The following is a 25,186-nucleotide window of genomic DNA, read 5'->3' on the forward strand; positions in this document are numbered from 1 at the left end:
TCGACGCCGACCAGCCTCCGACGTGAAGCGGGGTTGAGGTCAAGGGCGGTCCGGGTCGAGGCCGCGCTCACGCAGCAGCGCGTCCAGCTTGGCCTCGATCCGTTCGTCGGACTCCCGTGACTGGGAGGAGCCCCAGTAGTAGAAGAGGGCCAACCCGGCCGCCTGCCAGATCAACTGGAGGAACTCGCTCTGCCAGTTCTCGAACGTGCTGGCCAGGAACTGGGGCAGGAAATCCCCCCAGGCGAACGACTCCCCGTGCTGCCGGGCCTCGTTGCCGGCCACGGTCATCTGGAAGAGGAACTGGCCGATCCAGGAGAAGACGAAGAGCGCGCCGGTGACCAGGGCGAAGGCGTACGCCCGGGGCCAGCGCGGCTTTCGGAAGGGCGGGCCGTCCCGGCGGCTCCCACCCGTACGGACCGGCGGAGCCGACCGGCCCGTGGTCGGTACCGTGCTCTCCCCCATCATGTCTCCCCCCTCCGGTGGACGACGCTGTCGGGACCCGAATTGCCCCCGACCAACCTGGCTGAAACCGACATTGCGGATGCGGTCGGCGGGCGGTGGGGTGACGCGCCACGTCCCGCTAGGCTGGCGTCCGGCGTCGCCGCCCCGCCGGCTCCGCCCGACGTGCCGACGCGGTGCCCCGATCGACGTACCGGTGGAGGAGCGGTGTCCGACAGTCCCCGCCCCGGACCCGACGGCGGGCCGGGCTTCCCCGCCGCCCGGCCGACACCGCTGGCGACGATGCTCGCGGTGGTCGCCGCGGGGGGTGTGGTCGGCGCGCTGGCCCGGGCCGGGACGCTCGCCGCGTTCCCCTACCGACCCACCGCGTTCCCCTGGTCGACGTTCGCCGTGAACGTGGTCGGTTGCCTGCTGATCGGCGTGCTGATGGTGCTGCTCACCCGGGTCTGGACGGACCGGCCGCTGCTGCGTCCGTTCCTCGGGGTCGGGGTGCTGGGCGGGTTCACCACCTTCTCCACGTACGTGCTCGACGTGCAGCAGGCCCTCCGGGCCGGCGCGCCGGGGACCGCGCTCGCCTACCTCGGCACGACGGTGCTCGCCGCGCTCGGCGCGGTCTGGCTCGGCGACGCGGCGACCGGCTGGCTGCTGGACCGGACGCGGGCGGGCGGGTCGGCGCGGTGACCGCGCTGCTGATCGCGCTCGGCGCGGCCGTCGGCGCCCCGCTGCGCTACCTGGCCGACTGGGCGCTGCGAGCCCGGTTCGGGTCGGCGCTGCCGTGGGGGACGCTCGCGGTGAACGTGGCCGGTTCGCTGCTGCTCGGCGTGGTCCTCGCGATGCCGGTCGACCCGGCGGTGACCGCCGTGCTGGCCACCGGCTTCTGTGGCGCGCTGACCACCTGGTCGACCCTCTCGTACGAGACGCTGCGCCTGGGTCGAGACCGCCGGCACGGCGCCGCGCTGGGCACCGTGCTGCTCAACGTGACCGCCGGGCTCGGCGCGGCGTGGGCGGGGCTGCTCCTCGCCCGACTGGTCGCCGGTTGACGCCACGGGCGCCCCGGACCCGGCGGACGGTCCCTGGTCGACGGGGAGGGCGGCGGTGTGCGGCGGGGGCCGCCGGTCGACGGCGGACGGGTTGACGGACGGTCACGCCCGGTCGGCCGGGCGACCGGGGTCGGGGTCGGGGTCGGAGCCGGCCTCCGGTGCCGTGGCGAGCCGGGCGACCAGGCGTTCACCCTCGGGCCAGGGACCGTAGCCGCTGCCGGTGTCCACGTGCCCGGCGTCGCCCACGTCGACCAGCTCCGCGCCCCACCGTTCGGCGTACCGGCGGGACTGGTCCCACGTCGCGTGGGGATCGGTGCGGCTGGCCACCAGCACCGACCGGAACGGCAGCCGTCGTTCCCGCGCTGCCACGGCGGTGCCGTCCATCTCGGACAGCCAGTCCGGACCGACGTACGGCGGAGCTACCAGCAGCGCCGCCCGAACCGGCCCGGCGTGCCGGGCGGCCCACACGACCGTGGTGAGACAGCCGGCGCTGTGCGCGATCAGGACCGCGGGCTCGTCGTCGGCGGTGACCGCCGCGTGCAACGCGGCCACCCGCTCGTCCAGCCGGTACGGCGGCCCGGACGGCGGGTGCGCCCACCGGTGGTCGGGCCGCCCGGCGGCCCACCGTTGCTGCCAGTGCCCCGGACGCGGCACGCCCCGCCCCGGCACGAGAAGGAAGCGGGTCACCGGTCGACCCTAGCCCCGCCCGGCGGCCGGCGTCCGCCCCGAGCGCGCCCGGACGTCGACCCCGACCACGGGGAACCCGCGGGCGCACCGCCCCGGACCAACCGGCGTTCCCCGCCCCCGGACGGCCGGGAAATCCCTTGCGGGTCGTGCCGGCGTGCCGGAGATTGCCGGGGACGACAGGAGGTGCCCGGTGGCGCACGCCGAGGCGGTCACCGCGGCGCGGAACAACGCGGCGTGGTGCGACGTGGTCTGCCGTGCCCACGGCACGACCGGGACATGGGACGCCGACGCCTGGTCGGTGCCGCGCCGGTCCCCGCCGTGGTATCCGGACGCGGTGACCCTCCGGCCCGAGGCGCCGGCCGACGCGCTGCTCGACCGGATCGACGCCGGCCCGGGCGCGTCGGTCAAGGACAGCTTCGCCGCTCTCGACCTGGCACCGTACGGGTTCCGGGTGCTCGTCGAGGGACAGTGGATCCACCGGCCGGCGGGCGGGGTGCCGGACGGCCCCCCGCTGACCCCGGTGACCACCGCCCCGGCTCTGGCCGCCTGGGCCGAGGCGCACGGCGGGACGGCCCTGCGCCACCCGGCGTTGCTGGCCGACCCGGCGGTGACCGTGCTGGCCGCGTACGGCCCGGCGGGCACGGTGACCGGCGGCGCGGTGGTCAGCACGGGCGGCGGGGCGCCCGGCGTGTCGAACGTGTTCGGCACCGACCCGGCGGCGGTGTGGCGCGGGGTGTGCGCCCGGTTCGGCGCCGGGCCGCTGGTCGGCTGGGAGACCGACGGCGACCTCCCGCCCGCCGTTGCCCTCGGGTTCCGCCCGGTCGGACCGTTACGGGTGTGGCTGCGCCCGCAGACCTGATCAGCCGGCGCTGCCCCGTCAGGTCCCGTCGCGGTCGGCCGGGGAACCCTCCCGGGGCAGCGTGCTGCGGTAGGGCGGCATGAAGCGCAGCCGGGGCATCTGGTCGGCCAGCACGCCGCCGTCCACCACCAGGTGGGTACCGGTGACGTACCGGCCGGCGTCCGAGGCGAGCAGGAGCAGCGCACCCACGCAGTCGGCGGGGGTCCCGTACCCGCCGCGCAGCGGGATGCGCTGCTCCCAGGCCGCCTCGAACGCGGCCCGGTCGAACGGGAACTCCCCGTCGATCGGCGTGGCGATCATGCCAGGGGCGATGGTGTTCGCGGTGATCCCGTACCGGCCCAGCTCGGCGGCGAGCGACCGGGTGAGCAGCTCCACCGCGCCCTTGGAGGCGTTGTAGTGGGCCAGCCCGGCCTCGGCGACCAGCCCGTTCTTGGAGGAGATGTTGACGATCCGGCCGGACACACCGTCGGCGATCATGTGTTCGGCGACCCGCTGGGCGCAGAAGAAGACGGCGTCCACGTTGACCCGCATCAGCTCCCGCCAGCCGGTGACGGTGATCTCGTTGAAGTGCTCCAGCCGGGCCACCCCGGCGTTGTTGACCAGGATGTGCAGCGGGCCGTGGGTGGCGCGCAGGTCGTCCACCCAGCCCCCGATCGCCTCGGTGTCGGCCAGGTCGAACGGGTGCCGGTGGGCGGCCCGGCCGAAGCCGGTGACCTGCTCGGCGACCGGACCGAGGTCCACCCCGGGCCGGTCGACCAGGACCAGGTCGGCGCCGGCGGCGGCCAGACCGGCGGCGAACGCGGCGCCGAGTCCCCGGGCCGCCCCGGTCACGATCGCGAGGCGGCCGGTGAGGTCGAACGACGGGGGTACGGCGGTCACGCCAACCCCAGCAGGTCGAGCGACGGACGGTGGATGAGCTGCTCGATCTGGTCGACGTCGAGCGGGTCCAGACCGGGGATGCCGGGCACCCGGCCCACCCGGCGCAGCCCCTCGACCGAGGCGTCCACCGTGGTGAACGGGTAGTCGCTGCCGAACAGCAGCTTGGACCACACCCCGTAGTCCTGCACCAGGCGGAGACTGTGCCAGAGCTGGAACGGCCGGTAGTGCAGGGCGGAGACGTCGGCGTAGACGTGCCGGTGCTTGCGGATCACCGCGATGCACTCCCCCTCGTACGGGTGACCGAGGTGGGCCAGGACCATCCGCAGCTCGGGGTGGCGGATGGCCACCTCGTCCAGGTGCACCGGCAGCGCGTAGCGCAGGGGCGCGGCGGAGACGAAGGTGGTGCCGGTGTGCACCAGCAGCGGCAGGCCGTGCCGTTCGGCGTAGGCGTACAGGTCGTCGTAGGCCGGGTCGGCGGGATCGAAGCCGGCGTACATCGGCATCAGCTTGATGCCGCGCAGGCCGAGGTCCCGGTGCCCGTGTTCCAGTTCGTCACGCCAGCCGGGCTGGGTGGGGTCCAGGGCGAGGTAGCCGATCAGCCGGTCCGGCCGGGCGGCCACGTACGCCGCCACCGCCGCGTCGTCGACCCACAGCCCGGAGCGACGGGCCTTGCCACCGACCACGACGGTGCGGGTGCCGGCGGGTGCGGTGGCCGCGTACTCCGACCACCGCACCGTCAGGTCGACCTCGCCGCCGTGTGCCCGGGACGCCTCGGCCGCGAACGGGTCGCCGACGTGCTCCGGGCAGTCGAACAGGTGCGAGTGCACGTCGACGATCATCGCCGGTCCCGCTTCTCCCAGCCCTCGGCGAACATGTTCCAGAAGCCGTGGCTCGGCGGGTACTCGGCGAAGACCTCGTCGACGAGTTCGACGCCGAGGCCGGGGGCGGTGGGCAGGTCGACGTGCCCGTCCACCACCGGCAGGACACCCCGGACGGCCTCGAAGACATGGTCCTCCAGCAACCCGTCGAAGGTCTCCAGGATCGAGAAGTTGGGCATGCCGAGCACGGCGTGCACCGACGCGGTGGTGCACAGCGGCGAGTTGGAGTTGTGCGGGGCGACCAGCATGGCGTGCTGGTCGGCGATGGCGGCGAGCTTGCGGACCTCGGTGAACCCGCCCGCCATCGACAGGTCCGGTTGGATGATGTCGACCGCGTTCGTGGCGAACAGCCGGGCGTACTCGTAGCGGTTGTGGAAGTGCTCCCCGCCGGAGATCGGCATGGTGGCCCGGGCGCGCAGCTCGGCGTAGCGCTCGATGTGCGTCCAGGGCAGCGGCTCCTCGAACCACCCGAGGTCGAACGGGGCCAGCTCGCGCACCAGTCGGGCGGCGGTGGGCATGGCGAACCGGGCGTGTCCCTCGACGAAGAGGTCCACGTCGGGGCCGACCGCGTCCCGGACGGCGGCCACGATGTCGATCGACCGGCGCAGTTCGGCGCGGGACAGTTCGCCCAGCCCGGCCCCGAACGGGTCGAACTTGAGCGCGGTGTACCCCTTGGCGACGGTGGCGACGGCCCGTTCGGCGAACGCCGCCGGTTCCCGGTCGCCGGTGTACCAGCCGTTGGCGTAGACCCGGACCCGGCTGCGGCACGCGCCGCCGGTGAGCCGGTACGCCGGCACCCCGAGCGCCTTGCCCATCAGGTCGTACAGGGCCTGGTCGACGCCGGAGACGACGATCCCGCCGACGTCCCCGCCGCGCAGGAAGTCGCCCTGGTACATCCGCAGCCAGATCTCCTCGACGTCGAACGGGTCGGCGCCGATCAGGTGCCGGCCGGCCATCGCCTCGGTGAGCTGGCACGTCTCCCGGCCCCGGTACGGGTGGGTGATCTCGCCGACCCCCGTCAGCCCGGCGTCGGTGTGCACCCGCACGTAGGAGAAGTCCCGCCAGGCGGTGCCGAGGGTGAGGGTCTCCACCCGGCTGATCCGGCCGGCCGGACCGACCGGCCGCGTGGTGTCGACGGTGAGCATCAGGACACCCCCCGGGCCGGGACCGCGCCACCCGTGGTGGCCGTGCCCGCCTGTGCGCCACCCATGGTGGCCGTGCCCGCCAGTTCGGTCACCCCGCCCGCCGCGACGGTGTCGCGGACCGCCGCCCGGGTGGCCTCGACCAGGTGGTCGACGTCGGCGTCGGTGTGGGCGTAGGAGACGTGGTTGCGCTTCAGGTTGAGCGGCAACTCGAAGATGCCGTGCTCGGGCATCCGCCGTCGGTAGCCGATGAACATGCCCGCATCGTTGCGCAGCAGGTCGTCGTAGGTACGCGGAACCGGGCCGGGCATGAAGTAGCTGACGAAGACCGAGCCGTGACCGGTGACCACCGCCGGGACGTCGAGGTCGGCGAAGACCTCGGTCAGCCCGGCGCGGATCCGCTCGCCGAGCCGGAAGACGTGCGCGTGGACCGGCTCGGCGCGCAGCTTGTCGAGGGTGGCCAGCGCGGCGGCCACCACGGCGGGGTGCCCGTTGTAGGTGCCGGCGAAGAAGGCAGGGGCACCGGGGCGGGTGCTGAACAGGTCCATCAGGTCGGCCCGACCGCCGAGCGCGCCGAGCGGGTAGCCGTTGGCGATGGCCTTGCCGAGGGTGGTGAGGTCCGGGGTGACGCCGCTGATCTTCTGCCAGCCGCCCAGGTCGTGCCGGAAGCCGGTGATCACCTCGTCGAAGACCAGCACGCTGCCGGCACGGGTGCACTCCTCGCGGAGCGCGACGAGGAACTCCTGGTCGGGCAGGAGACAGCCGACGTTGTGCGGCACCGGTTCGACGATCACGGCGGCGATGTCCGCCCCGTGCGCGGCGAAGGCCGCCCGGACCTCGGCCACGTCGTTGAAGCGCAGCACCAGGGTGGCGTCGAGTACCTCGGGCAGGATGCCGGTGGAGATCGGGTCGGGCCGGCCCACCCGGTCCGGTGCCGAGATGACGTTCAGGCTGACCGAGTCGTGCCAGCCGTGGTAGCAGCCCTGGAACTTGACCACCAGGCGACGGCCGGTGGCGGCCCGGGCCACCCGCAGCGCGTGGAAGGTGGCCTCGCTGCCGGTGCTGGTCAGCAGGACCCGCTCGATGCTGGGGACCAGGTCGGCCAGCGCCTCGGCGAGCTGCACCTCGCCCTCGGTGACGGCCACGCCGCACAGGTCGAGCCGCTGTCCGGCCTCCGCCACTGCGGCGTTGACGTCGGGGTCGTTGTGTCCGAGCAGGGGTGGGCCGAAGGCCGCGTGGTAGTCGGTGTATGCGCGCCCGTCCGCGCCCCAGAAGCGCGCACCGGCGGCCCGGGTGATCACCAGGTCGGTGAGGCCGGGGATGCTGCGCTGACCGCTGTTGACGCCCCCGGGAATGACCCGGCGGGCCCGCTCGGCGAGCGAGGTACCGGACGGGGCCGATCGTGGATTCACACCTGTCTCCTCATCGGTGCGGTGTCGTGACCCAGCCCGGTCACGACACCGCGGTGTTGTCCGCCGCGAGAGGAACTTGTCGAATTCTCAGAACAGTGTTCGGCATTACCAAACGCTGTTCGGCATACTAGGCACGGCGATTCCCCATGGTCAACTGGGTGGGCCCAGATTTCCGGGACAACTTTGTTACGCTGTTCGGCCTTGACGAACACTGGCTGCCGTACTGGCCGAACACCCTCCGATCCGCTGACCGAAGAGAGGACCATGACCGTCACCGAAGAAACGGACGGCTCCCGCTACCTGGTGCGCAGTGTCAGCCGGGCGGCCGAGGTGCTGGAGGCGCTCGCCGCCGCCACGCCCGGGCACGGATTGAGCGTCACCGACGTCGCGCGGGCCTGCGGACTGTCCAAGAGCGCCGCCTTCGCCACCCTGCACACCCTCTGCCAGCACGGGCTGGCCGCGGACGACGGCGAGGGGCTGAACCGGCGCTACCGGCTCGGCATGGCGCTGGCCCGGCTCGGGGTCCGCGCGCAGGAGCAGCTCTCGCTCCGCGACATCGCCCGCCCGGTGCTCGCCGCCCTGACCCGGCAGACCGGGCTCAGCTCCCGACTGGCCGTGCCCGAGGGGGAGCACGCGGTCGTCATCGACCAGGTCAGCAACGGCGAACGGATCCAGTTCGAACTGCGGATGGGCACCCGGGAGCTGCCGCACTGCACCGGACTCGGGAAGGCGCTGCTGGCCGAGATGTCCCCGCCGCAGGTCCGCGAGCTGATCGACCGGGTCGGCCTGCCCCGGCGGACCGACCACACCATCGTCGACCTGGACTCCCTCCTGGCCCACCTCGACGACGTCCGGCAGGCCGGCTACGCGCTCGACGACGAGGAGGACGCCGAGGGCGTGTTCTGCATCGGCAGCGCGCTGCGCGACCACACCGGGGCCTGCTCCGGGGCGATCAGCGTCACCGGACTCAAGCTCGGTCTGCCCAGCTGGCGCTACCAGGAGTTGGGGCGGCAGGTCCGGCAGGCCGCCGAGGACATCTCCGCCCGCCTGGGCTACGCCAGCCCACCGCTCACCTCTTGACACCTGGTTCACCAGCTGTTTAACGTCACCGCCAACGTCACGACCTGCGGGTCGTGACGGGTCGGGACCCAGGTCACGACCACTCTCGGGCGAACATGCTGACGCCCGCCGCGCCGCAGCCCCGGCGCCGGGCCGTACGGTCAGCAGCTCCGCCGCCTGCGCGCCTCGCGCGTTTGCCCGACCTTCCCCCTCCGCCCTCCGGCGCTCCCCCGTGCCGGACGGGCGCCCCGCACCGTCGGACGGCAGCGACGCCGCCGTCCGCTGGACCGCGAAGGTTGAGGCTCTCCATGGGTCAACCCGGTTCGTCCCTTCTAGCCCGCCCACCCGTGCTCCAGGTCGACACCATCGCCGACCTGCGCCGGCTCACCCCCGCCGACCTGACCGCCCGGACCCTGGTCCGGGTCGCCGGCTACCACACCCCCGGCGACGGGGGCGGCACCCTGCTGCGCTGGTCGCCGACGAGCACCGCCGCCGGCAACGGCGGCACCGTGCACGACCCGTACCGTCGGCACGCCGGCCGCTGGCTGGCCGTGCACGACGGCGTCGGCGACTTCCGGATGTTCGGCGTCCTCGGCCGGGACACACCCGCCGACGCCGCGCTGGACGCGATGGTCACCGACCCGGCGATCCACCGCGTCGAGGCCCACACCGACCTGCGCTTCGTCAAGCGGCACACCTTCGGCCGCAGCGACATCGAGCTGGACTTCGGCGGGCGCACCGTGCACACCGACGGCATCGAGCGCAACACCCACGACAACCCGTTCGGCGCGGTGCTCTACTTCCGGGGCCGGGTCACCGACACGGTCGTCACCCACACCCTCACCGAGACGGTGCCGGAACTCTCCGACGTCTTCGAGGTGCCGGACTCCGGCCGGTTCGCCGTCGGGCAGTGGTGGACCGTCACCAGCAACGCGCTCACCGGCGCCGACGAGCGCGAACTCCAGAAGATGGTGCAGGTCACCCAGATCGTCGACGGCCGGCACGTCCGGGTGAACTACCTCAACGGCTGGGAGCTGGCCCCGGGGCGGACGATCACCTGGCGGCGGGTCGAGCCGGTGCGGCGGGCGCACGTCCGCAACATGGTCTTCCTCGGCCATGTCGCGTTCACCGGCGAGTACCCCGGTTCCGGACCGGACGACCGGGAGTACAGCGGCTCCCACCCGGTCGCCTACGAGTACGCGGTGCGCTGCGACGTCTCCGGCATCGACGCCACCGGCACCTGGTGGCCGGTGATCATGCGACGCTGGTGCACCCACTTCACCACCGCGAACTGCACCCTGAAGAACCCCCCGACCGTCATGTACGGCGGCGCGGGCTACCTCACCCAGCAGATCTACTGCCTCTACGGGCACGTCGTGGACTGCCGCAGCTCCAACGCCCGGCACCTGAACGACCTGACCGCCTCGGCGTACTGCCTGGTGGAGAACTGCCACGGCGACGGCGACGACGCCGGAGGCAACCCCTTCACCACCCACGGCCAGTACGAGCACGACCTCGTCTTCACCGGCTGCTCCGGACTGATGGACATCGCCAACAGCGGTGGACAGTGGGGCATCAGCGCCAAGCGGATCACCGTCCGCCGGCACGTCTGCTCCTGGTTCGTCGCCGGCACGAAGATCACCGACCTCACGCTGGAGGACGTCCGGGTGATCGCCCGGTCGACCTTCGATCCGGCCGGCACCCTCCAGGTCAACGCCGACGGCATCCAGATGCGCGGCTGCTCGGCGCGGACCCTGAGCATCGCCCAACGGTCCACCCGCTCCCGCCGACCCAACATCATCGCCGACTGCGACTTCGACCAGCCCGCCGGCACGGTGGTCGTGCAGACCCCGGTGAGCAACCCGGTGCACTTCGTCCGGACCACCTTCCGGGGACTCGACGGCGCGATCCTGCGCGGCTCCGGGCCGGTGCACCTCACCGACTGCACGCTGACCGGCAGCCCGACCGCGGCCCCGTTGAGCGTCGGCGCGGCCGAGGTGGTGGTGACCGGCGGCACGCTGACCGACACCGGCATCGAACTCACCGCCCTCCGCGACCAGCGCCTGGTGCTCGACGGCGGTGCCGTGGTCACCGGCACGAACTCCCGGGGCGCGTTGCTCGGCCGGGCCGCCGGCCCCGGGCAGGTCCGCGTCGAACTGGGCGACTACCACAGCACCGCGGCGGACGCGCGGACCGCGCACGTCCGTCTCGACACCGGCGTCAACCGGTACCGGGCGGTCGGCTCCCGGTTCACCGGCGGACGCCTGGTCCTCACCCCGGCGGGCTTCGGCGCGCCGTCGACGCTGCTGCACACCAGGTGCGTCGAGGAGGGGGTCGACCGGGAGTTGCCCGCCGACTCCACCCGCGTCGCCACCGGCGACAACCTCGTCCGCTGACCGCCCCGGCTCCCCCGCCCGTAGGAGAAGACACCCCCATGGAACGCTCCGAACCGACCACCCGCCGGACCCTGCTGCGCGCCTCCGGCCTCGGTGGTCTCGCGCTCGCCGGCACCACGCTGGCCCTCTCCCCCACCCCGGCGGCCTCCGCCGCCCCCACCGAGTCGGGCTCCGGGGCGGCCCCGCTGAGCCCGGGCCGCGACGCGGTGTTCCACGTCCCCACCGTCGCCGCCCTGCTCGGCCTGGACCCGACGCGGATCGACGACGGCCAGCTGGTGCACGTCGACGGCCACCACGCCGCCGGGGACGGCGGGGCCCGCCTGGTCCGCTGGTCCGCCAGCAGCACCACGGCCGGCAACGGCGGCACCGTGCTCAGCCCGTACGGCGACCGGCCCGGCGCCGGCCGGTGGCTCCAGGTGCACGACGGGGTCGTCGAGTTCCGGCACTTCGGGATCTTCGACGCGCGGACCCCGGCCGACGCCGCTCTCGACGCCATGGTGAACGACCCGACCGTGCACCGCATCGAGGCCCACTCCGACCTGCACTTCGTCAAGCGGCACCGGTTCACCCGCAGTGACCTGGTGCTCGACTTCGGCGGGCACACCATGTCCACCAAGGGCATCGAGAACGCCGGGCAGGACGACCCGTTCGCCGCGGTGCTCTTCTTCCGGGGCACCGTCACCGACCAGGTGCACACCCACAAGCTGACCGAGGTGGTCCGGGAGGGCTGGGACTCCTTCCAGGTCGGCGACTCGTCGGCCTTCGCCGTCGGGCAGTGGTACGCCGTCGAGGTCAACCAGCTCGCCGGCCGCTGGGAGAAGGAACTCCAGAAACTCGTCCAGGTCACCCAGATCGTCGACGGCACGCACATCCGGATCAACTACAAGAACGGCTGGGAACTGGCCGCCGGCCGGACCCTGACCTGGACCCGGGTCGAACCGGTCAGCCGGGTGCACGTGCGCAACCTGGTCTTCACCGGCAACGGCGGCGACCAGTACACCGGCTCGCACCCGCTGGCCTACGAGTACGCGGTGCACTGCGACGCCAGCGACATCGACGCCACCGGCTCCTTCTGGCCGGTGATCATGCGGCGCTGGTCGACGTACTTCCACACCGCCCGCTGCACCCTGACCAACCCCACGTCGGTCACCTGGGGCGGCGCCGGCTACCTCACCCAGCAGATCTACTGCCTCTACGGGCACGTCGAGGACTGCCGCACCTCCAACGCCCGGCACCTCAACGACTGGACCGCCTCGGCGTACTGCTACGTGACGAACTGCCACGGCGACGGCGACGACCAGGGCCCCTTCGTCACCCACGGGCAGTACGAGCACGACCTGGTCTACACCGGCAACTCCGGGCTGATGACCTTCGCCAACTCCGGCGCGGCCTGGGGCTCGGCGGCCAAACGGATCACCGTCCGCAAGCACGTCTGCTCCTGGTTCGTGGCTCGGGTCAAGGTCACCGACCTGACCCTGGAGGACGTCCAGGTGATCCGCAAGGACGGCCTGGCCGGCTCCGGCATGATCTGGGTCAACGCCGACGGGATCCAGATGCGGGGCTGTTCCGCCGACGACACGCTGATCGTCTCGCAGGCGTCCAACCGGTCCGGGCGGCCCAACATCATCGAGGGCTGCGCGTTCCGGCTCGCCGCCCGAGCCACCCCGGTGGTGCAGGCGAACGTCACCGTGCCCGTGCACCTGGTGCGGACCACGATCACCGGGCTGGACGGGCACACCTTCGACGGCACCGGGGCGCTGCACCTGACCGACGTGACCCTGACCGGCGCGGCCGGGGCCGCCCCGGTCGTGGTGAAGGCCGCCGAGGTACGGGTCTCCGGCGGCACGCTGACCGACACCGGGATCAGGCTGGCCGGCGCCGCCGACCAGCGACTCACCGTCGGCGGTGGGGCGGTGCTGCGCGGCACCAACGCGGCGAAGGCGCTGCTCAGCCGGGGTGCGACCACCGGTACGGTGCGCTGGGAGCTGGGCGGATACCTCAGCGTGGCCGCCGACGCGGACACCGCGCACGTGGTGGTCGAGTCCGGGCGGAACCGGTACTCGGCGGTCGGCACGCAGTTCAGCGGCGGGCGGCTGCGGCTGACCGACGCCGGCTTCGGTGAGGGTTCCCACCTGCACCACACCGGCTGCGTCGAGGAGGACGTCGACCGGACGCTGCCCGCCGCCGGGCCGCGGATCCGCGACGCCGGCAACCTGACCGTCTGACCAGCCGACCCGGAGCGAGGAGGAGCGACGTGCCGCAGCAGGACCGGCCGGTGACCGTGGCGCTGGTGGGTGCCGGGAACCGGGGCCAGACGTACGCCCGCTGGGTGGCCGCCCACCCGGACCGGGCGCGGCTGGTGGCGGTCGCCGATCCGCGCGCGCACCAGCGGTCCCTGGTCACCGCCGCGCACCCGGACGCCGTCGGGTTCACCGACTGGCGGGACCTGCGGACGGCCGGGGTGGCCGCCGACGCGGTGATCGTCGCCACCCAGGACCGGATGCACGTGGAGCCGGCGGTCGCGTTCGCCGCCGCCGGCCACCACCTGCTGGTGGAGAAGCCGCTCGCCCCGACCGCCGAGGAGTGCCGGCGGATCGTCGACGCGGTCCGCACCACCGGGGTGCTCTTCGCGGTCTGCCACGTGCTGCGCTACACCCCCTACACGGACCTGGTGAAACGGGTGGTGGACAGCGGCGTGCTCGGCGAGGTGGTCAGCGCGCAGCACCTGGAACCGGTCGGCTGGTGGCACTTCGCCCACTCGTACGTGCGTGGCCCGTGGCGGCGGGAGGACCTGGCCACCCCGATGCTGCTGGCCAAGTCCAGCCACGACCTGGACTGGCTGAGCTACGTCACCGGCCGGCGGGTCGAGCGGGTGTCCAGCTTCGGGGGCCTGCGGCACTTCCGCCCCGACCAGCGACCGGCCGGGGCCACCGACCGCTGCCTGACCTGCCCGGTCGAGCCGGAATGCCCGTACTCGGCGCCGAAGCTCTACCTGCCGACGCTGCGCGAACGCGGGCCGATCTGGCCGGTCAGCGTGGTCACCGACGGCACCGACGAGCCGGCCCTGCTCGACGCGCTGCGCACCGGCCCGTACGGGCGCTGCGTCTACTCCTGCGACAACGACGTCGTGGACCACCAGGTGGTGGCGATGGAGCTGACCGGCGGCCTGACCGCCACCTTCACCGTCACCGCCTTCACCGAACAGACCCACCGGCAGACCCGGCTCTTCGGCACCCACGGCACGCTCACCGGCGACGGCGAGCGGGTCCGGGTGCACGACTTCCGCACCGACCGGATCGAGCAGATCGAGGCCGGCACGGTCGGCGGCGCCACCGCCGCCGACGACCACGGCGGGGGCGACAGCGGCGTGATGGACGCCTTCGTCCGCGCCGTGGCCACCGGCGACGGCCACCACATCCGGTCCGGACTGGACGAGTCGCTCGCCAGTCACCTCGCGGTCTTCGCCGCCGAGACGGCCCGGCACACCGGCACGGTCGTGACCGTGCCCGCGCACTGAACCCCAGAGAGGACGAGACAGATGCGAGTACGCAGGTTCGCGCCGGTCGCGGTCGCCGCGCTGCTGACCGGGCTGGTCGCCGCGTGCGGCGGCGGGGACGGCGCCGGGAGCGACGAGAAGCAGTCCGTCACCATGTGGATCTACCCGGTGATCCCCGACGAGGCCACCCACCGGGGCTTCTGGGACCAGCAGGTCACCGCCTTCAAGGCCGACCACCCGAACGTCGACGTCAAGGTGGAGATCTTCCCCTGGGCCAAGCGGGAGGAGTCGCTGACCACGGCGATCGCCGGCGGCAAGGGGCCGGACGTGGTGTACCTGATCCCGGACCAGCTCGGCAAGTTCCACAACGTCATCGAGCCGGTCGACGGGCACCTGTCCGACGACGCGAAGGCCGACTACCTGGACAACGTCCGCGCCGCCGTCACCCTCGACGGCAAGATGCTCGGCGCGCCGCTCCTGACCAGCAGCAACCCGCTGATGTGCAACGCGAGGGTGTTCACCGCAGCCGGGGTCACCGCGTACCCGAAGACCTGGGCCGACCTGCTCGCCCTCGCGCCCACCCTCAAGGCCAAGGGCTTCGACGTCACCAACTACTACGCCGACCCGAGCGCCACCCTGAACCAGTCGTTCTACCCGCTGCTCTGGCAGGCCGGCGGGGACGTGTTCAGCGCCGACGGGAAGTCGGTGGCCTTCGACGGGCCGGAGGGCGTCAAGGCACTGACCTTCCTCAAGCAGCTCGTCGACGGCGGGTACGTGCAGAAGGACCTGATCACCAGCATCCCGGCCTTCGAGCAGACCAATGTCGCCAAGAACAAGGTCGCCTGCACCTGGCAGCACGTCCCGGCCGACGTCGAGCAGTTCTGGGGCAAGGAGAACATCAAGATCTTCCCGCCGCTGGCCGAGACGAAGAGCGTCGGGTACGGCACCGTCGGCAGCCTGTCGATCCTCAAGGCCAGCAAGGCCAAGAAGGCCGCCGGCGAGTGGGTCGGGTTCGTGACCGGCCCCTCGGTGGCCACCGCCTACGACAAGCAGGGCAACTACTTCTCGGCGAAGAAGTCCGCCGGCCCGCTCTACGCCGACGACCCGGTGCGCAGCGCGATGGAGCAGACCCTGACCAGCACCACCGTCGGCACGCTGCACGAGTCCAGCCGCGAGGTGATGGGCGTGCTGGCCCCGGAGATCCAGGCCGCGCTGATCGGCAAGAAGACCCCTGAGCAGGCGCTCGCCGACGCGGCCAAGGCCGCCGACGCGCTGCTCTGACCCGTCGACCACGGCCCGCCGCCGGGAGGTCACCGGCGGCGGGCCCCACGACACCGGCCCGGACGGTCGGTGCCGCACCCGAGACAAGGAGGACGAGATGGCCGTACCGGCACAGGTGGTGGCCCGGCGGTCCCGGCGGGTGGTCGCGCGGCGCGAGGCCCGCTGGGGTCTGCTCTTCGTCCTGCCCGCCTTCCTGCTCTTCCTGGCCTTCCGCTTCGGCCCGGCCATCGCCGGGCTGGTGCTCGGCTTCATGGAGTACACCATCGGCGGGGAGGCCGGCTGGACCGGCCTGGAGAACGCCCGCCGGCTGGTCGACGACCCGGTGTTCTGGCAGTCGCTGCGGGTGACCGTCGTCTACACCCTGCTCTACGTGCCGCTGACCGTGGTCACCTCGGTCGGGCTCGCGCTCCTGGTCCGCCGGGGCTTCCGGGGGGTGGGGTTCTTCCGGTCGGTGTTCTTCCTGCCGGTGGTCACGAGTCTGGTGCTGGTCGCCACGATCTTCGCCTGGGTGTTCTCCGCCGAGGGACCGTGGTCGCGGATCCTGGGCTGGCTGGGCCTGCCCGACGAGTCGTGGCTCGCCTCCAGCACGCTGGTGCTGCCGGCGCTGGCGCTGGTGGGGGTCTGGTCGCACTTCGGCTACGGCATGCTGATCGTGCTGGCCCGCCTCCAGGACCTGCCGCGCGAGCAGGAGGAGGCGGCGCTGACCGACGGCGCCGGTCCGTGGCAGCGGTTCCGCTGGATCGTGCTGCCGCAGCTCAAGCCGGTGCTGTTCTTCCTGCTGGTGATCGAGACCACCGCCTCGTTCCAGGTCTTCGACCTGGTCTACGCGATGACCGGCGGCGGCCCGGCCCGGGGCAGCTACACCCTCGTCATGGCCCTGTACGACCAGGGCTTCAAGTACTTCGACCTCGGCTACGCCAGTGCGATCGGGGTGGCCCTGTTCGTGATGACCCTGGTCGTCGCGCTGATCCAACGGCTCGCCCTCGGGAGGGACAAGTGACCGCCACGACCACCACCCCCGCGCCGACCACCCCGACGCCCACCCCGCCCGCCCGGCGACGGCGTGCCTACCGGGCGTTGGAGCCGGGTCCCGCCGGCCGGGTGGCGCGGTACGCGTTGCTCGCCGTGGCCAGCGTGGTCACCCTCTTCCCGTTCTACGCGATGGTGGTGCTGAGCCTGAAGCCGGCCGCCGCGATCGAGTTCCCGGCCAGCCTGCTGCCCTGGCCGGTCGACGTCGGCGCGTACCAGGAGGTGCTGGCCTCCCGGAGCATCCTGCGGTGGCTGCTGAACACCACCATCTACTCGGTGGTCAGCGTGGTCGCGGTGCTGCTGCTCGCCGCGATGGCCGGGTACGCCTTCGCCAAGAAGCGCTTCCCCGGCCGGGAGACCATGTTCTGGTCGTTCCTGGCCATGGTGATGGTGCCCTACCACGTCACGCTGATCCCCACGTTCATCCTGATCGCGAAGGCCGGCGGGGTGGACACCTACTGGGGGCTGATCCTGCCCACCCTGGCCAACGCGCAGGCGGTGTTCCTGATGCGGCAGTTCATCCAGGGACTGCCGGACGAACTGTTCGAGGCCGCGAAGATCGACGGCGCCTCGGAGTGGCGGACCTTCGTCCGGATCGTGCTGCCGCTGTGCAAGCCGATCCTGGCCACCCTCGGCGTGTTCGTCTTCCTGTGGCACTGGAACGACCTGCTCTGGCCGCTGATCATCGGGCAGAGCGGGGACATGCGCACGCTCACCGTCGGCATCGCCTCCCTCCAGCAGGAGCAGGTGCCGCTCAACGTCATGCTGGCCGGCTCGGTGGTCGCCTTCGTGCCCATCTTCGCCGCGTACCTGGTCGGCCAGCGCTACTTCACCGAGGGCGTCACGATGTCCGGAATCAAGGGTTGAGACGAGTGTTCACGAACGAGAGCGAGTTGGAGCAGCGGCTGGCCCGCCCGTCGGCGGCCCTGGTCGCCGACCTGGCCGATGGCCGCGGTGACCTGGTGGTGCTCGGCGCCGGGGGCAAGATGGGGCCGTCGCTGTGCCGGCTGGCACGCCGGGGGCTGGACGCCGCCGGCCGCACCGGCGACCGGGTGTACGCGGTGTCCCGGTGGACGGACCGGGCCGCCGCCGGGGCGCTGGCCGCCGACCGCGTCGAGCCGGTGCCGTTCGACCTGCTCGGCGACGTCGACCTGGGCGGGCTGCCGGACGCCACCGACGTGGTCTTCATGGTCGGCGCGAAGTTCGGCACCTCGGCCGCGCCGTACCTGGCCTGGGTCGTCAACGCGGTGCTGCCGGCCGCCGTGGCCCGCCGCTACCCGGCCGCGCGGATCGCCGCGTTCTCCACCGGCAACGTCTACCCGATGGTGCCGGTCGGCTCGGGCGGCTGCGTGGAGACCGACCCGCCGGGCCCGGTCGGCGACTACGCGATGAGCTGCCTCGGCCGGGAACAGGTCTTCGCGCATGCCGCCGCCACCCGGGGCACCCCGGTCGCGGTGCTCCGGCTCAACTACGCCGTCGACCTCCGCTACGGGGTGCTCGCCGACATCGGACACGCGGTGCTGGCCGGCGAGCCGGTCGACGTGACCACCGGGCACGTCAACGTGGTCTGGCAGGGCTACGCCAACGAGGTGGCGCTGCGGTCGCTGCGGCACGCCACGCCGGAGGTGTGCACCCTCAACCTGACCGGGCCGGAGACCGCGCCGGTACGGCGGATCGCCGCCCGGATGGGGGAACGGCTCGGCCGACCGGTCACGCTCACCGGCGTCGAGGCGCCCACCGCGCTGCTCAACGACGCCACCCGCTGCCACGCGCTGTTCGGCTACCCGGACGTGCCGCTGGGCACCCTGGTCGACTGGCAGGCCGACTGGCTGGCCGCCGGACTGCCCACCTCCGGCAAGCCGACGAAGTTCGCCGTCCGCGACGGGAGGTTCTGAGATGTCCCTGGAGCTGCTGCGGGACGGCACGGTGGTCCCCGCCCACCCGCTGGCCCTGACCGCCGACCGGCGGCTCGACGAACGCCGGCAGCGGGCGCTGACCCGCTACTACCTGGCCGCCGGGGCGGGCGGGCTGGCCGTCGGGGTGCACACCACCCAGTTCGCCATCCGCCAGGCCGGGCTGCTGGAGCCGGTGCTCGCCCTCGCCGCCGAGGTGGTCGACGGCGAGGCCGGACGCCCGGTGGTCAAGGTCGCCGGGGCGTGCGGGGACACCGCGCAGGCGGTCGCCGAGGCGGAACTCGCCGCCGGGCTGGGCTACCACGCCGTCCTGCTCTCCCCGGTGGTGCCCGGCGCGGACGAGGTCGCCCTGCTGGCCCGGGCGAAGGCGGTCGGCGAGGTGCTGCCGGTGGTCGGCTTCTACCTCCAGCCGGCGATCGGCGGGCCCCGGCTGTCGACGGCGTTCTGGCGGGCCTTCGCCGACCTGCCGTCGGTGGTGGCGGTCAAGCTCGCCCCGTTCGACCGGTACCGGACCCTGGAGGCGGTGCGCGGCATCGCCGCCGCCGACCGGGGCGACCAGGTGGCCCTCTACACCGGCAACGACGACCACATCGTCGGTGACCTGCTCGGCGAGTTCGCCGGCCGGCGGTTCGTCGGCGGGCTGCTCGGCCAGTGGGCGGTCTGGACCCGGGCGGCGGTGGAGCTGTTCGGGCAGGTGCGGGCGGCCCGCGCCGGGGACCCGGCCGCGCTGGCGCTGCTCACCGACCGGGCGGCGGCCGTCACCGACGCCAACGCGGCCGTCTTCGACGCCGCGCACGACTTCCACGGCTGCATCGCCGGGGTGCACGAGGTGCTGCGCCGGCAGGGTCTGCTCGACGGGGTGTGGTGCCTCGACCCGGCCGAGGGCCTCTCCCCCGGCCAGGCCGAGGCGCTGACCCGGGTCGCCGCCGCCCACCCGTGGCTGACCGACGACGAGTTCGTCGCCGCGCACCGCGATGACTGGCTCCGCTGACCGGCCGGGCGGCGTCGTCACCCGCCGTCCGGTCGCCGTGGTGAGCGTGCCGCCGCCGCTGCGCGCCCAGTTCTTCCCGGACCGGGTCGGCGAGCGGCTGGCCGCCGCCGCCGAGTGCACGCTGCTCGACGGGCACGCCGCGCTCACCCGTCCCGGGCTGGCCCCGGTGCTGGCCCGCGCCGAGGTGCTGGTGACCGCCTGGGGCGTCCCCCGGCTCGACGCGGACCTGCTGGACCGGGCCCCGGCGCTGCGGCTGGTCGCCCACACCGGCGCGTCGGTGAAACCGTTCGTGACCGACGAGGTCTTCGCCCGGGGCGTCGCGGTCACCCAGGCCGGGCAGGCCATGGCCCGCCCGGTGGCCGAGGTGGCGCTGGCGTTCACCCTGGCGCTGCTGCACCGGCTGCCCCGCTTCGACCACGCGCTGCACGACGGCGTCGAGTGGCACGTCGCCGAGGCGGCCCCGCCGCGGCACGAGCTGCTCGGCTGCCCGGTCGGGGTGGTCGGGGCGTCCCGGACCGGGCGGGCGTACGTGGAGCTGGTGCGCCTGCTGGGCGCGGAGGTCACGGTGGCCGACCCGACCCTGACCCCGGCGGACGCCGCGGCGCTCGGTGCCCGGCTGGTCGGGCTGGACGAGCTGCTGGCCGGCAGCCGGATCGTGGCGCTGCACGCACCGACCCTGCCGGAGACCCGGCACCTGATCGGGTCCCGGGAGCTGGCCCTGCTGCCCGACGGCGCGGGGCTGGTCAACACCGCCCGGTCCTGGCTGGTGGACGAGGCGGCGCTGGTCGACGAGCTGGCCGCCGGCCGGATCGACGCGGCGCTGGACGTCTTCGACGACGAGCCGCTGCCGGTCGGGCACCCGCTGCGCTCGCTGCCGAACGTGCTGCTCACCCCGCACCAGGCGGCCGGCACGGTGCAGGGACGCCGCCGGCAGGGCGAGATCGTGGTGGACGAGATCATCCGGTACGCCACGGGCCGGCCCCTGGCCCACGCGGTGACGCCCGATCTGCTCGCCCGGACGGGCTGAGTCACAAGGAGGACAACATCATGCGGTTCATGCGGATCGGGCCGGTCGGCGCCGAACGTCCGGTGCTCGTCGACGGCACCGACCACTTCGACCTGAGCGGGGTCACCGCCGACATCGACGCGGCGTTCCTCGCCGCCGACCCGGTGGCCCGGGTGCGGGCGGCCGGGCCGCTGCCCCGCCTCGACGTGACGGGTCAGCGGGTCGGCGCACCGGTCGCCCGCCCCGGGGCGGTGCTCTGCATCGGGCAGAACTACGCCGCGCACGCCGCGGAGAGCGGCGTCGCGCCACCCGCCGCGCCGATCCTGTTCCACAAGTCGCCGAACACGGTGGTCGGGCCGTACGACGAGGTGCGGATCCCGCGCGGGTCGACGCGGACGGACTGGGAGGTCGAGCTGGCGGTGGTGATCGGTTCCCGGGTGCGCTACCTGGACTCGCCGGCCGAGGCGCTGAGCCACGTCGCCGGTTACGCGGTCAGCAACGACGTGTCGGAGCGGGAGTACCAGTTCGCCGATCCGGGTGGGCAGTGGGCCAAGGGCAAGTCGTGCGAGACGTTCAACCCGCTCGGCCCATGGCTGGTCACCCCGGACGAGGTGGGCGACCCGCAGGCGCTGCGGCTGCGGTCCTGGGTCAACGGCGAGCCCCGGCAGGACTCCCGCACCGCCGACATGATCTTCGACGTGGCGTTCCTGATCTGGCACCTGTCCCGGTTCACCGTCCTCGAACCGGGAGACGTGCTGAACACCGGCACGCCGCAGGGGGTGGCATTGTCCGGCCGGTTCCCGTACCTGGGCGCGGGGGACGTGATGGAGGTGGAGGTCGAGGGGCTGGGCCGGCAGCGCAACCCTCTCGTTCCGGCGTGAGCGGGGCCGGATACCGCACGGCCACCCCGGAGGACCTGCCGTCGCTGCGGTCGACCTGGGCGGAGGCGTTCCCCGCTACGGACGTCAGCGCGCTGTGGGCCACGGATCCGGGACGGTTCCGGCGGACCTTCGTCGCGGTACGTGACGCCCGGGTGGTGGCCGCCGTGCACTACCTGCCGCGTCGGCTGCGCGCCGCCGACGGGACGGTCGACCTGGTGGGCGGGGTGGCCAACGTGGCCACCCGCCCGGCGGAACGGGGGCAGGGGCACGTGCGACGGCTGCTGGACCTGGCCGGCACGGCGATGACCGTCGACGGCTGCGCCTGGGCGCTGCTGTTCACCGGCACGCCGGCCGTCTACCACGGCAGCGGCTTCCGGACCTTCCGCCTCGGCTACACCAGCGGCCGTCCGGCCCCGCCGACGGCGCCACCCGAGGGCTGGACGGTGCGGTCGGGCTCCTGGGCGGACTGGCCGGACCTCGCGCCGCTGCACCGGGCGTTCAACGCGCACCGCCCGCTGAGCACCGTCCGGGACGACCACGACTGGCGGCACCGGGTGCCGGCCTGGTACGCCCCGCCCGCCGAGCTGCTGGTCGCCCACCGACCCGGTGAGCCGGCCGGGTACCTGGTGCGGGAACGGTCCGCCGGGCAGGTCCGGGTGGTCGAGGTGGCCGGCGGGGTGGACGCGCTGCGGGCACTGTTCGCCGCCGTCGCGACGACCGCGCACGCCGACCGGGCGGAGCGGTGTGTCGCCCGGCTGCCCGCCGACCCGGTGGTCGCGGCGGCGCTGCCGTGGCTGCTGAGCGACCCGGTGCCCGAGGTCGACGAGACCGGCATGGTCCGGCCGGTGCACGCCGACGCCGCCCGGCTCGCCGCGACCACCGACGCGCCGGGGGCGTTCCACTGGCCGGGGGACTACCTGTGAGGGCTCCCGGGCGGCTGGTCGCCGAGCAGGTCACCCCGATGGTCGCCGACCACGGCGAGGGGCCCGTGTGGTGCCCGGACGACGGCCGGCTGCGCTGGGTGGACCTGCTGGCCGGGGACGTGCTGGCCCTCGACCCGGTGACCGGCGCGGTCACCCGCCGACACGTCGCCGGGGTGGTCGCCGCCATCCGGCCCCGGTCCGGAGGCGGTCTGGTCGCCGCCGTCGAACGGGGCTTCGCGCTGCTCACCGACGACACGGTGACGCTGCTGCCGGAGATCTGGTCGGATCCGACGGTCCGGATGAACGACGGAGCCTGCGACCCGCGGGGCCGCTTCCACTGCGGGTCGATGGCGTACGACGCCGCGCCCGGCCGGGCCGCGCTGTACCGGCTCGACCCGGCCGGCACGGTGAGCACCGTACTGACCGGGGTGACCGTCTCCAACGGGCTCGCCTGGACCTCCGACGGCGGCACCGCCTACTACGTCGACTCGGCTCTGGGCCGGGTGGACGCGTTCGACGTCGACCCCGCCTCCGGGGAGCTGACCGGCCGGCGGCCGGTCGTGGTGGTACCACCGGAGCGGGGCGTGCCCGACGGGATCTGTGTCGACGTGGCCGGCGGGATCTGGGTGGCGCTCTGGGACGGCGGTGCGGTGCACCGCTACACCCCGGACGGTGACCTGTCGGTCGTGGTGGACCTGCCGGTCCGCCGACCGACCGCCTGCGCCTTCGGCGGCCCGGACCACGCCGACCTCTACGTCACCACGTCGCGGCAGGGCTCGCCGCCGGGCGACCGGTCCCCGGCGGGGGCGGTGTTCCGGGCCCGCCCGGCGGTGCCCGGCTTCGCCGCCCATCCGTTCGCCGGGTGACCCCGCCCGGGGTCCGTCGGGGCAGGCGTCGGCGGCTACGGCGGGTGCCGTCGATCGGACCGGACGGGATGCGCGGTGCGAAGTCCGGCGCCGGCGGTGCGGGCCGACCGGGCACTATCGTTGCCGGTCATGGCCCTCATCACCTGCGATTTCCACTCCGAGGCGCTCGGCATGGGCACCTCGATGACGGTGATCCTGCCCCAGCGGACGACGTCCCAGATCGGCCTGGCCGGCGCCGCCCCGGCCGGGGACCCGCCGGTGCTGTACCTGCTGCACGGGCTCAGCGACGACCACACCATCTGGCTGCGGCGCACCTCCATCGAGCGGTACGTCGCCCCGCTGGGCCTGGCGGTGGTCATGCCCCGGGTCGACCGGAGCTTCTACACCGACGAGGAGCACGGCCACCGGTACTGGACCTTCCTCAGCGAGGAACTTCCCGAGGTCTGCCGGTCGTTCTTCCGATTGTCCGACCGGCCCGCCGACACCTTCGTCGCCGGCTTGTCGATGGGCGGGTACGGCGCGGTCAAGTGGGCGCTGCGGCACCCGGACCGGTTCGCGGCGGCGGCCAGCCTGTCCGGGGCGCTGGACGTGGCCGGACGCTCCCCCGGCACCGACGGCCACCCGGTCGACGCGCGGCTCTGGCACACCGTCTTCGGCGACCGGCCGGTGGCCGGCTCCCCCGACGACGTGCTGCACCTGCTCGACATGGCGGCGGACCGGTCACGGCCGCTGCCCCGGCTCTACGTCGCCTGCGGCACCGAGGACTTCCTGTACGACGACAGCGTGCGGTTCGTCGAGGCGGCCCGGAAGCGGGACGTGCCGGTGACCGTCCGGTTCGGACCGGGCGGGCACGACTGGGCGTACTGGGACGAGTGGATCCGGGACGTCCTGGCCTGGCTCCCGCTGTCGTCCACCTGACACGCCGGCCGACCGCCCCGGTGTCCGCCGGCGACCAGCCGGTCCGTCGCCACCCGCCGGGGCGGCGGACCGTCGCACACCGGTGCGGTGATCGTCACCCGTTACCCTGTTACAGGAAACATCGACAGTGGACAGGAGTTGTCAGGTGCCGCAGACCGGTGACCACGGCGTACCGGAGCCGGCGGCGAGACCGCCACGGGTGGACCCGTCCGTGGCGCACAACGCCCGGGTGTGGAACTACTGGCTGGGCGGCAAGGACAACTTCGACGCCGACCGCCGGGTCGGCGACCACGTCCGCCGGGCGTTCCCGGTGATCGGGGACGTGGCCCGCGCCGACCGGCGGTTCCTCGCCCGGGCGGTCGGGTTCCTGGCCGGCACGGCGGGCGTCCGGCAGTTCCTCGACGTCGGCACCGGGCTGCCGACCGCCGACAACACCCACGACCTCGCCCAGGCCGTCGCGCCCGAGTCCCGGGTCGTCTACGTCGACAACGACCCGATGGTGCTGGTGCACGCCCGCGCGCTGCTGACCGGCCGTCCCGAGGGCGTGACCCGCTACGTCGAGGCCGACATCCACCGGCCGGAGGCGATCCTGACCGCCGCCGCCGAGACGCTCGACTTCGACGAGCCGGTGGCGGTCATGATGCTCGGCATCCTCAACTTCGTCCTCGACACCGACGAGGCGTACGCGATAGTGCGCCGGCTGATGGACGCGGTGCCGTCGGGCAGCTACCTGGCCGTCACCCACCCCACCCTGGAGCTGGGCGGCGAGGCGAACGTGGCGGCGATGGCCTTCTGGAACGAGAACGCGGCCCCGCCGATCCGGTCCCGCACCGGCGCGGAGATCGCCGGCTTCTTCACCGGACTGGAGCTGGTCGCACCGGGCCTGGTCTCCTGCTCCCGGTGGCGGACTGGGCCGGACGAGGCGGGCGCCGCGTCGGTGCCGCAGTACGGCGGGGTGGCCCGCAAGCCCTGACCGGCACCCGGGCGGCCGGTGGCCGCACGGTTCCGGCCCGCCGGGGACCGGGGCCGGGCCATCATGGGGCCAGCGGGCGTCGGTGGCCGGTGCCCGGA

General features: G+C 73.7%; 24 protein-coding genes. 18 read left to right on the forward strand and 6 right to left on the reverse strand.

The annotated features are described in order from the left end of the window. Positions 1-39 precede the first annotated feature (39 nt). Positions 40-462, reverse strand: coding sequence for a DUF6766 family protein (locus ACIBJE_RS04845; RefSeq protein ID WP_396742889.1), 423 nt, complete (start codon positions 460-462; stop codon positions 40-42). A gap of 204 nt (positions 463-666) precedes the next feature. Between ACIBJE_RS04845 and ACIBJE_RS04850 the strand changes: the two genes are divergently transcribed. Beyond that, complete coding sequence (locus tag ACIBJE_RS04850) at positions 667-1,140, forward strand: fluoride efflux transporter FluC (RefSeq protein ID WP_396742892.1); 474 nt, start codon at positions 667-669, stop codon at positions 1,138-1,140. After that, entirely contained in the window at positions 1,137-1,499 is a 363-nt protein-coding gene (crcB, locus tag ACIBJE_RS04855) for a fluoride efflux transporter CrcB (RefSeq protein ID WP_396742895.1), read from the forward strand. The genes ACIBJE_RS04850 and crcB overlap by 4 nt, the downstream gene beginning before the upstream one ends. Before the next feature lie 102 nt (positions 1,500-1,601). On the opposite strand, the gene ACIBJE_RS04860 is transcribed toward crcB, so the two are convergent. After that, positions 1,602-2,186, reverse strand: a complete 585-nt coding sequence (locus ACIBJE_RS04860) for an RBBP9/YdeN family alpha/beta hydrolase (protein WP_396742898.1) — start codon at positions 2,184-2,186, stop codon at positions 1,602-1,604. A 190-nt stretch (positions 2,187-2,376) separates the two neighbouring features. Between ACIBJE_RS04860 and ACIBJE_RS04865 the strand changes: the two genes are divergently transcribed. Next, positions 2,377-3,045, forward strand: coding sequence for a hypothetical protein (locus ACIBJE_RS04865; RefSeq protein WP_396742900.1), 669 nt, complete (start codon positions 2,377-2,379; stop codon positions 3,043-3,045). 18 nt (positions 3,046-3,063) lie between these two features. Here ACIBJE_RS04865 and ACIBJE_RS04870 read toward each other — a convergent pair whose 3' ends face one another. From ACIBJE_RS04870 to ACIBJE_RS04885, 4 genes are read right to left on the reverse strand one after another with little or no spacing between them, the layout of a single operon-like run. Beyond that, entirely contained in the window at positions 3,064-3,924 is an 861-nt protein-coding gene (locus ACIBJE_RS04870; protein ID WP_396742903.1) for an SDR family NAD(P)-dependent oxidoreductase, read from the reverse strand. Next, entirely contained in the window at positions 3,921-4,763 is an 843-nt protein-coding gene (locus ACIBJE_RS04875) for an amidohydrolase family protein (protein WP_396742905.1), read from the reverse strand. Before ACIBJE_RS04875 ends, ACIBJE_RS04870 begins: the two co-directional genes overlap by 4 nt. Next, a complete protein-coding gene (locus ACIBJE_RS04880) occupies positions 4,760-5,947 on the reverse strand; it encodes a mandelate racemase/muconate lactonizing enzyme family protein (RefSeq protein ID WP_396742908.1) in 1,188 nt (395 codons plus the stop codon). The genes ACIBJE_RS04875 and ACIBJE_RS04880 overlap by 4 nt, the downstream gene beginning before the upstream one ends. After that, the gene (locus ACIBJE_RS04885; RefSeq protein WP_396742911.1) at positions 5,947-7,356 is read right to left on the reverse strand and encodes an aspartate aminotransferase family protein; all 1,410 of its coding nucleotides are present in this window, start codon (positions 7,354-7,356) and stop codon (positions 5,947-5,949) included. The genes ACIBJE_RS04880 and ACIBJE_RS04885 overlap by 1 nt, the downstream gene beginning before the upstream one ends. A 264-nt stretch (positions 7,357-7,620) precedes the next feature. Between ACIBJE_RS04885 and ACIBJE_RS04890 the strand changes: the two genes are divergently transcribed. The 15 genes from ACIBJE_RS04890 to ACIBJE_RS04960 all read left to right on the forward strand — a co-directional run bounded on the left by ACIBJE_RS04890 (position 7,621) and on the right by ACIBJE_RS04960 (position 25,088). Then, positions 7,621-8,436, forward strand: a complete 816-nt coding sequence (locus ACIBJE_RS04890) for an IclR family transcriptional regulator (protein ID WP_396742914.1) — start codon at positions 7,621-7,623, stop codon at positions 8,434-8,436. 326 nt (positions 8,437-8,762) lie between these two features. Further along, entirely contained in the window at positions 8,763-10,811 is a 2,049-nt protein-coding gene (locus tag ACIBJE_RS04895) for a hypothetical protein (RefSeq protein ID WP_396742917.1), read from the forward strand. 38 nt (positions 10,812-10,849) lie between these two features. Then, a complete protein-coding gene (locus tag ACIBJE_RS04900) occupies positions 10,850-13,036 on the forward strand; it encodes a hypothetical protein (RefSeq protein ID WP_396742920.1) in 2,187 nt (728 codons plus the stop codon). Between the two features lie 29 nt (positions 13,037-13,065). Then, on the forward strand, positions 13,066-14,328 hold the full coding sequence (locus ACIBJE_RS04905) for a Gfo/Idh/MocA family protein (RefSeq protein WP_396742922.1): 1,263 nt from the start codon (positions 13,066-13,068) through the stop codon (positions 14,326-14,328). Positions 14,329-14,349: 21 nt separating this feature from the next. Continuing rightward, on the forward strand, positions 14,350-15,588 hold the full coding sequence (locus ACIBJE_RS04910; protein WP_396742925.1) for an ABC transporter substrate-binding protein: 1,239 nt from the start codon (positions 14,350-14,352) through the stop codon (positions 15,586-15,588). A 97-nt stretch (positions 15,589-15,685) separates the two neighbouring features. Further along, the gene (locus ACIBJE_RS04915) at positions 15,686-16,588 is read left to right on the forward strand and encodes a carbohydrate ABC transporter permease (protein ID WP_396742928.1); all 903 of its coding nucleotides are present in this window, start codon (positions 15,686-15,688) and stop codon (positions 16,586-16,588) included. After that, the gene (locus tag ACIBJE_RS04920) at positions 16,585-17,484 is read left to right on the forward strand and encodes a carbohydrate ABC transporter permease (RefSeq protein WP_088984274.1); all 900 of its coding nucleotides are present in this window, start codon (positions 16,585-16,587) and stop codon (positions 17,482-17,484) included. The genes ACIBJE_RS04915 and ACIBJE_RS04920 overlap by 4 nt, the downstream gene beginning before the upstream one ends. Before the next feature lie 5 nt (positions 17,485-17,489). Further along, complete coding sequence (locus tag ACIBJE_RS04925) at positions 17,490-18,512, forward strand: NAD-dependent epimerase/dehydratase family protein (RefSeq protein WP_396742932.1); 1,023 nt, start codon at positions 17,490-17,492, stop codon at positions 18,510-18,512. Position 18,513: 1 nt separating this feature from the next. Further along, positions 18,514-19,521 (forward strand): dihydrodipicolinate synthase family protein, encoded by a 1,008-nt coding sequence (locus ACIBJE_RS04930; RefSeq protein WP_396742935.1) that lies wholly within the window; start codon positions 18,514-18,516, stop codon positions 19,519-19,521. Further along, positions 19,505-20,548, forward strand: a complete 1,044-nt coding sequence (locus tag ACIBJE_RS04935) for a hydroxyacid dehydrogenase (protein ID WP_396742938.1) — start codon at positions 19,505-19,507, stop codon at positions 20,546-20,548. The genes ACIBJE_RS04930 and ACIBJE_RS04935 overlap by 17 nt, the downstream gene beginning before the upstream one ends. Before the next feature lie 20 nt (positions 20,549-20,568). After that, positions 20,569-21,408: a fumarylacetoacetate hydrolase family protein gene (locus tag ACIBJE_RS04940; protein ID WP_396742941.1), complete on the forward strand. Its 840-nt coding sequence runs from the start codon at positions 20,569-20,571 to the stop codon at positions 21,406-21,408. Beyond that, on the forward strand, positions 21,405-22,331 hold the full coding sequence (locus tag ACIBJE_RS04945; RefSeq protein ID WP_396742944.1) for a GNAT family N-acetyltransferase: 927 nt from the start codon (positions 21,405-21,407) through the stop codon (positions 22,329-22,331). The genes ACIBJE_RS04940 and ACIBJE_RS04945 overlap by 4 nt, the downstream gene beginning before the upstream one ends. Continuing rightward, positions 22,328-23,197 carry an SMP-30/gluconolactonase/LRE family protein gene (locus ACIBJE_RS04950; RefSeq protein WP_396742946.1) on the forward strand — a complete coding sequence of 290 codons (870 nt, stop codon included), beginning with the start codon at positions 22,328-22,330 and terminating at the stop codon, positions 23,195-23,197. The genes ACIBJE_RS04945 and ACIBJE_RS04950 overlap by 4 nt, the downstream gene beginning before the upstream one ends. Positions 23,198-23,326: 129 nt before the next feature. After that, positions 23,327-24,115, forward strand: a complete 789-nt coding sequence (locus ACIBJE_RS04955; protein WP_396742949.1) for an alpha/beta hydrolase — start codon at positions 23,327-23,329, stop codon at positions 24,113-24,115. A gap of 145 nt (positions 24,116-24,260) precedes the next feature. Then, positions 24,261-25,088 carry an SAM-dependent methyltransferase gene (locus ACIBJE_RS04960; RefSeq protein WP_396742952.1) on the forward strand — a complete coding sequence of 276 codons (828 nt, stop codon included), beginning with the start codon at positions 24,261-24,263 and terminating at the stop codon, positions 25,086-25,088. The last annotated feature ends 98 nt before the right edge of the window (positions 25,089-25,186 follow it).

The organism is Micromonospora sp. NPDC050187, from assembly GCF_044459745.1.
In the GTDB taxonomy this organism is placed as follows: Bacteria; Actinomycetota; Actinomycetes; order Mycobacteriales; family Micromonosporaceae; genus Micromonospora.

Coding starts and splice junctions, on each gene's coding strand:
- ACIBJE_RS04910 (WP_396742925.1), top strand. CDS start 14,350: ATGCGAGTACGCAGGTTCGCGCCGGTCGCGGTCGCCGCGCTGCTGACC.
- ACIBJE_RS04935 (WP_396742938.1), top strand. CDS start 19,505: ATGACTGGCTCCGCTGACCGGCCGGGCGGCGTCGTCACCCGCCGTCCG.
- ACIBJE_RS04875 (WP_396742905.1), bottom strand. CDS start 4,763: ATGATCGTCGACGTGCACTCGCACCTGTTCGACTGCCCGGAGCACGTC.
- ACIBJE_RS04940 (WP_396742941.1), top strand. CDS start 20,569: ATGCGGTTCATGCGGATCGGGCCGGTCGGCGCCGAACGTCCGGTGCTC.
- ACIBJE_RS04845 (WP_396742889.1), bottom strand. CDS start 462: ATGGGGGAGAGCACGGTACCGACCACGGGCCGGTCGGCTCCGCCGGTC.
- ACIBJE_RS04915 (WP_396742928.1), top strand. CDS start 15,686: ATGGCCGTACCGGCACAGGTGGTGGCCCGGCGGTCCCGGCGGGTGGTC.
- ACIBJE_RS04900 (WP_396742920.1), top strand. CDS start 10,850: ATGGAACGCTCCGAACCGACCACCCGCCGGACCCTGCTGCGCGCCTCC.
- ACIBJE_RS04955 (WP_396742949.1), top strand. CDS start 23,327: ATGGCCCTCATCACCTGCGATTTCCACTCCGAGGCGCTCGGCATGGGC.
- ACIBJE_RS04930 (WP_396742935.1), top strand. CDS start 18,514: ATGTCCCTGGAGCTGCTGCGGGACGGCACGGTGGTCCCCGCCCACCCG.
- ACIBJE_RS04890 (WP_396742914.1), top strand. CDS start 7,621: ATGACCGTCACCGAAGAAACGGACGGCTCCCGCTACCTGGTGCGCAGT.
- ACIBJE_RS04880 (WP_396742908.1), bottom strand. CDS start 5,947: ATGCTCACCGTCGACACCACGCGGCCGGTCGGTCCGGCCGGCCGGATC.